The organism is Aphanothece hegewaldii CCALA 016 (genome assembly GCF_003007785.1).
Taxonomy (GTDB): Bacteria; Cyanobacteriota; Cyanobacteriia; order Cyanobacteriales; family Microcystaceae; genus Chroococcus; species Chroococcus hegewaldii.
This window is the reverse complement of sequence record NZ_PXOH01000071.1, coordinates 1-7,369: the sequence shown is the minus strand read 5'-3', so window position 1 is coordinate 7,369 and position 7,369 is coordinate 1. Positions and strand designations below refer to the sequence as shown.

The following is a 7,369-nucleotide window of genomic DNA, read 5'->3' as shown; positions in this document are numbered from 1 at the left end:
CGTGGTTTAAGCCGATTTTAGGTTATACTGGGCTGGCTTCTTTTGAGTTAATGGCATCCGATGGGTTTAGTGCTTCTAATTCAGCTTTAATTATGGTGAATGTTAGTTCTGCACCTTTGCTTTCTTTAGATTTTGTCGAGCGACATCCCAAGTTACAGGTGGGTGAACAGATTGGATTAAAGGTTATTGGGGATTTTGCTGATCAACAAGATGTTGTTTTGCCAAATGATTATTTAACTTGGTATTCGGAAAATGCCACTGTTGCTTCGGTTACTGGTATGGGCTTAGTTACTGGTTTAAGTAATGGTACGACGGTTTTGGGAGCAGAAAGAAACGGCATTCAAGCTGTCACGGCTTCTCGGATAGGTAAAATTCCCGCGCCGACCAATCAAACGGAATTTCACATTGCTTTAGCCGAGGAGCAAGGTTTAGAAATTTATCCTGATGCTGTTACATTAACGGCAGGTGTCAATCGACAAATTCTGGTAACTATTAATCGGGAAGTTACGTTTGCTCCTGATTTTCTTTCAGGTGACGAGACGGGAACTCGTTATTTGGTCAGCAATCCTCATATCTTAAGCGTTAGCCCTGATGGGTTAATTACCCCTCTCAATGAAGGAATCGCTCAAGTAACCGTTATTTACGGTGCAACCGAAGCCGTTTTGCCTGTCAGAGTTGAAACACCTCATCTTGGTGCGACAACTTTAAGCACTGGGGGTGGGGTAGTACAGGGTAGTGATGGTTCACTGGTAATGGTTCCAGAAGGTGCTTTAACCACAGAAACGATGGTTAATATTACGCCACTGGCTTTAAACGATTTAGCTTTACCCATTCCCGAAAAATTGGCTTTTCAAGGTGCATTCAAGCTAGAAATTGGTGATGAAGAATTAGCTTTACCCGTTCAATTGGCGATTCCTGCACCTCAAGGATTAGCTCTTGGAACTCAAGTCTTCTTTATGCTAGAAGGAAAAATTCCCGATGAAACTGGAGCTTTGAATCCGATCTGGCTTTTAGAAGAATCAGGAATTGTTGGATCTGATGGAATGATTCGTACTGCTTCACCACCTTGGAAGGGAGCTACAATAGGGGGAAATTACAGCATCGTAGTTCCCACATTTAATTTCAACGAAGCACAGTTTTTGACTGGCCTTGCTATTGGTGTTGTTGGAATATATGTTGTTGCTGCTGGAGGATTTTTAGCTTATCGGGGAATTAGCGCAAAAGGAGGTTCGCCAGGTCTAGGTGTTGGTCTTATAGGAGCCGGTTTAGGTCTATATACAATTGGTGGAATTTTAATTGACACTTCTGTCACTGAGGAAATCACTGTAATTCAAGTTCCTAAGATTGGACTTCCTTACAAAACCTCAACCAATGTCGAGCTAAATCTGGCTGAACTTGTACCTGGAACAACTCCAGTTATTAAGATTGATGTGCCGCCACCCCCTAATACTTCGGACATTACACCGATAGTTAAAAACGTTGCTTTAGATTTTGATGAAGAAGGAGTATTGGTGCGAGTTATTGGCTCCCATTTTGGCGAACAGTTATCGGATCTCAAGATTAATTTTGAATACGGCTCTCAATCCTATCAGCAAGCTCCCTTCAATTTACAAACAATTGGAAACTCGCAGGAGGAAATCGTTGTTCGTGTTCCTAATTATTTTCCGATTAGTAAAGACTTGAATTTCACTGTAGCTCGAAAAATTACTTTTAATGACGGAACTATAGAAACGGAAAAAAGTGAGACAATTTATGTTCCAATTCCGCTAGAAATTGAGCGAGCAGTAACAGTAAATCGTCTAAGCGATGAAGTAAGTTTTATTAATACTCTCAATCCTAAAGAAGTCGTTAATCAATCCAATAGTGCTAATTTATTGTTAGCTCGTCTTCCAATTGGCAATCCTAGCCAAAGCGACCTTCCCAGACATCTAGCGGCGACTAATGATGCTTCTCGCGTTTACATTCCCCTAGAAAACTCCCAGTCTGTAGCGGTTGTAGACGCAATTGGACTGCGAAACTTAGATACCGATCCAACTACCTCTGAGATCGATGATATTAAGCTAGATCCTGGTTCTCGTCCTTCCTCCATTGTTATTAGTCCAGATGATCAATTTGCTTATATTGGCGATCTTGCTCAAGGAGTAATTTATTTTCTTAACATCGATCCTCAATTAGAAAGAAAGCCAAAACCGCAAGAAAAATTAGATCCCTATCAGTTTTATCATGAGTATGGAACGATAAACTTTTCAGGGCTACTGAGCGAAGTTGGTGGAATTCGTCAGCTAGCGATTAATAATAATGGCACTTTACTATTTGCGACTACGGGCAAACAAATTGTTGTTATTGACATCGATAAAAACAGTCCGAAGAGACATAAGCCGATTCAAATCATCGATCCCAAACAAGCACAATCCGAAAATTCTAAAGATTTACAAAATATTCTGATTGAAATTGAAGGAATTGCCGCTACTCCCGATGCGAACAAGATGATTTTTACTAATCGTGGAGAAGACGGTTATGGGTTTGGCTATATAGAAATTGAAAACAATGATACTAATAACTTTAAAGCTACTATCAAAAAATATGCTCAAATCGGTTTGGGTAGTACGGCAGACTACTTTGATGTTAACGAAGCCGTAGCAGTAACCATGATACGTGATCCCATTACGAATGAAGAATATGCTTTTGTAGCGGGTCGCAATTCTCGCAATCTCGGTCAGGGGCTTGCCGATGTCGATGCCGATTCGAGAGCGGGTAGCAGTATTGGTATTATTAAAGATCCCTTAAAAAATCCACAGTTAATAGCGGCTACACGACCGATTCCTAATGGATACCTCAGTGCTTTATCTATTTCTAGTGATAATAACTATTTAACCGCTAGTTATCCTTTCGTTGGCACTTTTATTTACGATGTCAAGGAAATTATTAAGACGATTAAAGAACATCAAAATTCTTTAAACCCTTTCAAGAACCTTACTAACACACCACTTGAAGAATTTAATTCTCAAATTAGTGTGGCGGCAAATCCAAATATTAATGGCAATCCCACTAAAGATAATCCAGTTGAGGCTCGATACTCTCTAGGACTTGTTCAACAGTCAATCTTCCCGGTCATTGATAAGATTGAAGTTGCAGTAGAGACTAAACCGACTCAGACCATTAAAATTAACTGGAAAATCAAGGATGGAGTTTTATTAGTAACGCAGCCCGAACTGGAACCTGAAAAAGAAAAAGGAAAAATAGGAATAGATTCTAGTGTCGAGCTTTATATTAGTACGTTTCCGCAAAACCAGGGACTATTTCCCAAAGATTGGGCACCTGAAGGTTACACGAAAGGAGATAAAGACTATAATCCTAACCGGATTTGGGCGGCAAGCTTCTTCAATAATGCCTGGTATGTCGTAAAAAATGCCTTAACCAGTGAAGAGCAAAAAGAGGAGTTTATCGAGCTTTCTGATGGTCGCAACCTAGTTAAAACCAAACAAACCAATCCTTTTGAATTTATTCTTCCTGACGATCGCCAACTGACCGCCGGACAAACTTATTATGTTGGAATTCGAGCCATCGGTTCTAAATCTGCGCAACTTCTCACCAATCAACTTCCCGGTCAATTTCTCAATAATCAAACCAAAACAGACATTCAATGGATAAAGTATGAAGTTCCGCTTTCTTCGCTCGCCGATTTAACTAATAATTCACCATTTAATAGTGTAACTATATTAACTCGTGGGGTAGAACCTGAAGCTTATGATCATAGCCTATTGATTGATTATCAATTTAATGAGCTTGCATATCAGATGGAAAAGTTCGGTAGTTTGGTCATGAAATATAACCGAACGACTAGCGACTGGCAATCAGTTACTTTTAATGAAAGTAGCTTCTCTTGGATTCCAAATAATCAAGAGGTAGTTTCTTATTCTGATAAACCTCTAGTACTTTTAGTTGACTGGATTCCCATCTGGGAAGAAGGCGTTAATTCCACAAGCAGTTTGCACAATGCTGGCTTTGCTGAAGCGGCAGCGGATACTCTATTTGCTTCTTTGGTGCAATTGGATCTTAATTATTGGGGTAGCGTGGGGCGTTATAAAAACGGGCAATTCCTTTTTTATGAATCCAATGGCTCACTCATTCGCAATCAGGGGGAGATCTTCAACTCACCGTTACACTTTATTGGTTTTGGTCAAGGAGCCGTAGTTAATAGTGAAATCATTCAGCGTCTGGGAACTTTCTATCCTGAGGCGGGGGGTACTAATCCTCTAAACCGCGATCTCCAAATGACGACAATTGATCCTTATCAATACACCGAAACAGCAGAAGGAACTTTTGCTAATATCCTCGATCCTAGTATCAAGATCTGGAAGAACGTTACCTATGCCGATAACTATTTCCAAACTAATGGAACAGGATTGATTCCTATTAATGGAAGAAAGCTTGATTCGGCTGATTGGAATGTCAATTTAAATCATCGGGCTGGATTTGATGAAGAACTTAATACCAATCTGCCTCATCGTGTGGCACTTGATTGGTATTTGGGAACGGCGAATCTTAGCTATGATGGTCAACAACAAGATGACACAAAAATTTATCGTCGTTTAGGCGATTTGTATACCAAAGAAAATGAACAACCCGATCCAACTACCACTTGGTATACGCCAGATCATACTAAGGCTGATTTTATTAGCTCTGAGACAGACACGCCTGGCGCTCAAGATGCTCCTTGGGAAGGAATTGGCACGGGCTGGTTCCACTCGGTTGTAGGAGGTGGCTATTCAACCCGTCCTTACAATTTATTAAATGGGAAGGTTAGCAATGAAGAAATTCAGCAAGCTCCTCTGTGGAAATATGCAAGGGATTTACGTTTAACTTCTGTGACCGAAGATAATACCTATAAAACTAAACTGCGCGGTGATTTTGCCGTTCCCACTCTCTTTAATGGAAACTTTGACGCGATCGCTTTCCAAGAACCAGATCAAAGTATTCCTGGTTGGTCTTTTTATAATGGAGCAAATGCTGAGAATGTGTTACAAAAATATCTGGAATCTGGCGTTGCTGGTAATCAGAGCTATGCTTTAAAGCTTGGTGATGGGTTAAACAGTATTACTCACAACCTTTTTGTTGTTCCTGATTGGGGGGTATTACGGTTCGATGTGTATGTACCTAAACTTAATGGAGGTACTGTCAAAGCCACTCTAGAGAGTAATGGGCAAAGTAAAACAGAAACTATCTATTTAACAAAAGCAAACGGTTCCTATGATTTGGGTTACAACAATGATGATACCTACAAAATTGAATACGGAAATGAAGGCTTTGAAACTTTCCATATAGAAGTGCCAAGCCACCTTCGAGGTAAGGTAGCAACACTTAAATTTGAAGTAAATGGCGGTACGGTTTATTTAGATGATGTTTTCTTTAAAAGTGAACATTTACTACTAGGTAGTCCCATCTTAACTGGACAGCCTGCCAGAGTTGATACCCAGAATTTCGGGAATAACTATCTAGTGGAAAGACCTCAGTACACTCTGTCTTATAATGATGCGCTCAAAGGGCCAAATTGGGTAGCTTATAAACTCGATCAAAGTTCTCTTGGTAGTTTAAGTCGTCCGCCAGCTCCTTGGTCAACTACGCCCGATTCTAACCTTTTTATAGATACTCTAGATTATCCTTGGAAAAGAGATGATTTACTACCTTTTACTACTCTAACTGATGCTCCTGATTACCGATTTACTGATGGTTATCAGCGCGGTCATATGGTGACTGATTCACACCGCAATGCTACTACAAAAGATCAGTTTGCAACATATTACACTTCTAGTATGCTGCCACAACATGAAAATAATAATAGTTTTGAGGAAGATGAATATGGAAATATTAAGTATAAGCCAGCTTGGTTAAACTTTGAAAATTATCTTAGAAATGTTGTCAATAAAGATGCTAATAGAGAACTGTATGTATTTTCGGGTGGACTTGGTTTTAATTCAGAAATAACTAATAAGGGAATAGTAAATCCAAAACATATTAAAATCCCCGATTATACTTGGAAAATATCTGTACTTACTTTTCGTGGAGAAGATTTAACAAAAATATTTCCTTATAGAGTTCAAGCAATTATTACACCTAATACGTCTAAACCATCTGTTTTTCCTTATACTCAAACAATGCCTGATGGTAATCAGAAAATTATTTATTCTTTAACAGATTGGCAGAATTGGCAAACTTGGCAGGTTTCGTATAAAGATATCGAAGCCTGGACAGGAATTAAATTTTTTGAAACTTCATCTCTATCTTCTTCTTTGTCAACTGATTCAGAAGGGTATCGAATCTTCATCAATAGTCTGAGTGTTGAGGGGCCAAGTGTTACTCAATCCGATTCTCTGAATTTGATCCATGGGAATACCATTCCACTCATCAACGTACCTACTGTTGAGTTCTCTCATAACCGTTTCTTCGTTCAACAATTCAATGAACTTCCCGCCTCGACCGATACAATTACGGAGGCACAAAGTTCCTTCGTGAACGAAACTTCCTTTAGCTCCTTGAAAATTGGTATTTTCAAAAATGACCCCAATCCCCTCACCATTGGTCAAAGTGACTTCTCGCATATCGGTTCCAGTAAAATTAGAACCACTGAAAGCACAGTGGCTCAAGTTAGCTCCTCTGAAAGTAGTGTCCCGAAAATCGCAGTGCATAATACAAGTCCCAGAGAAATTAACATAGCTGAAGTTAGCTCCTCGAAAGATGCAACGATTCAAGGGGTAATTCTCTCTCAAGAAGGCATAGTGGTCTTCGGCTCTCCTGATTTCATCTTTAATGTTACTCAAGTCCAACCCACTCAAATCCAAACCACTAAAATTACGTTCTCCAGCAGCGTATCGAGCCAGCAACGCTTCTCTAGTCATCTCAGCCATAATCAAACCTCTCAATTAGTTACTAATATAAAATCTAGCACCACTAATATTTGGGAAAGTTCACTAAAATCTGAAAATTATCTAGATATTAGCCAATCTTTACAAGCCCCTTTAACCACCGCCCCGCTAGTAGCCATCCTCAACTCTGACTTCGACATCACCAGCCCCAATGACCCCAACTTCGGCTGGAACCAACGCGGTGCCGCCATCATCCTTAACTCCAAAGCCATACTAACAGAAAACTCCCCCTTCCTCTCTAACTTCACTCAAACCTTCATCATCCCAGAAAGTGCCAAAACCCTACAATTTACCCTTACTGCCACCGAACTCGGACACAGCCACTTAGCCCCCCCTGATGCCTTTGAAGTCGCCCTCCTTGATGCTAACACCCTCACCCCCCTCGTCGGAACTAGCATAGGACTCAGCCAGACCGACTCCTTCTTCAACCTGCAAGCCAACGGCAC

The 7,369-nt window shown here is 40.3% G+C and carries 1 protein-coding gene and 1 pseudogene; one reads left to right on the top strand and one right to left on the bottom strand.

Annotated features, from left to right (window positions below; all coding sequences use genetic code 11):
* Positions 1-50: 50 nt before the first annotated feature.
* A pseudogene (locus C7H19_RS24550) lies at positions 51-6,212 on the top strand (DNA/RNA non-specific endonuclease); the annotation flags it as partial.
* Positions 6,213-6,302: 90 nt separating this feature from the next.
* On the opposite strand, the gene C7H19_RS27325 reads toward C7H19_RS24550, so the two are convergent.
* On the bottom strand, positions 6,303-6,896 hold the full coding sequence (locus C7H19_RS27325; RefSeq protein ID WP_425428934.1) for a pentapeptide repeat-containing protein: 594 nt from the start codon (positions 6,894-6,896) through the stop codon (positions 6,303-6,305).
* Between the last annotated feature and the right edge of the window lie 473 nt (positions 6,897-7,369).

Bases quoted from the DNA above. Each gene is read 5' to 3' on its own strand.
- C7H19_RS27325 (WP_425428934.1), bottom strand. From the start codon at position 6,896: ATGACTAGAGAAGCGTTGCTGGCTCGATACGCTGCTGGAGAACGTAAT.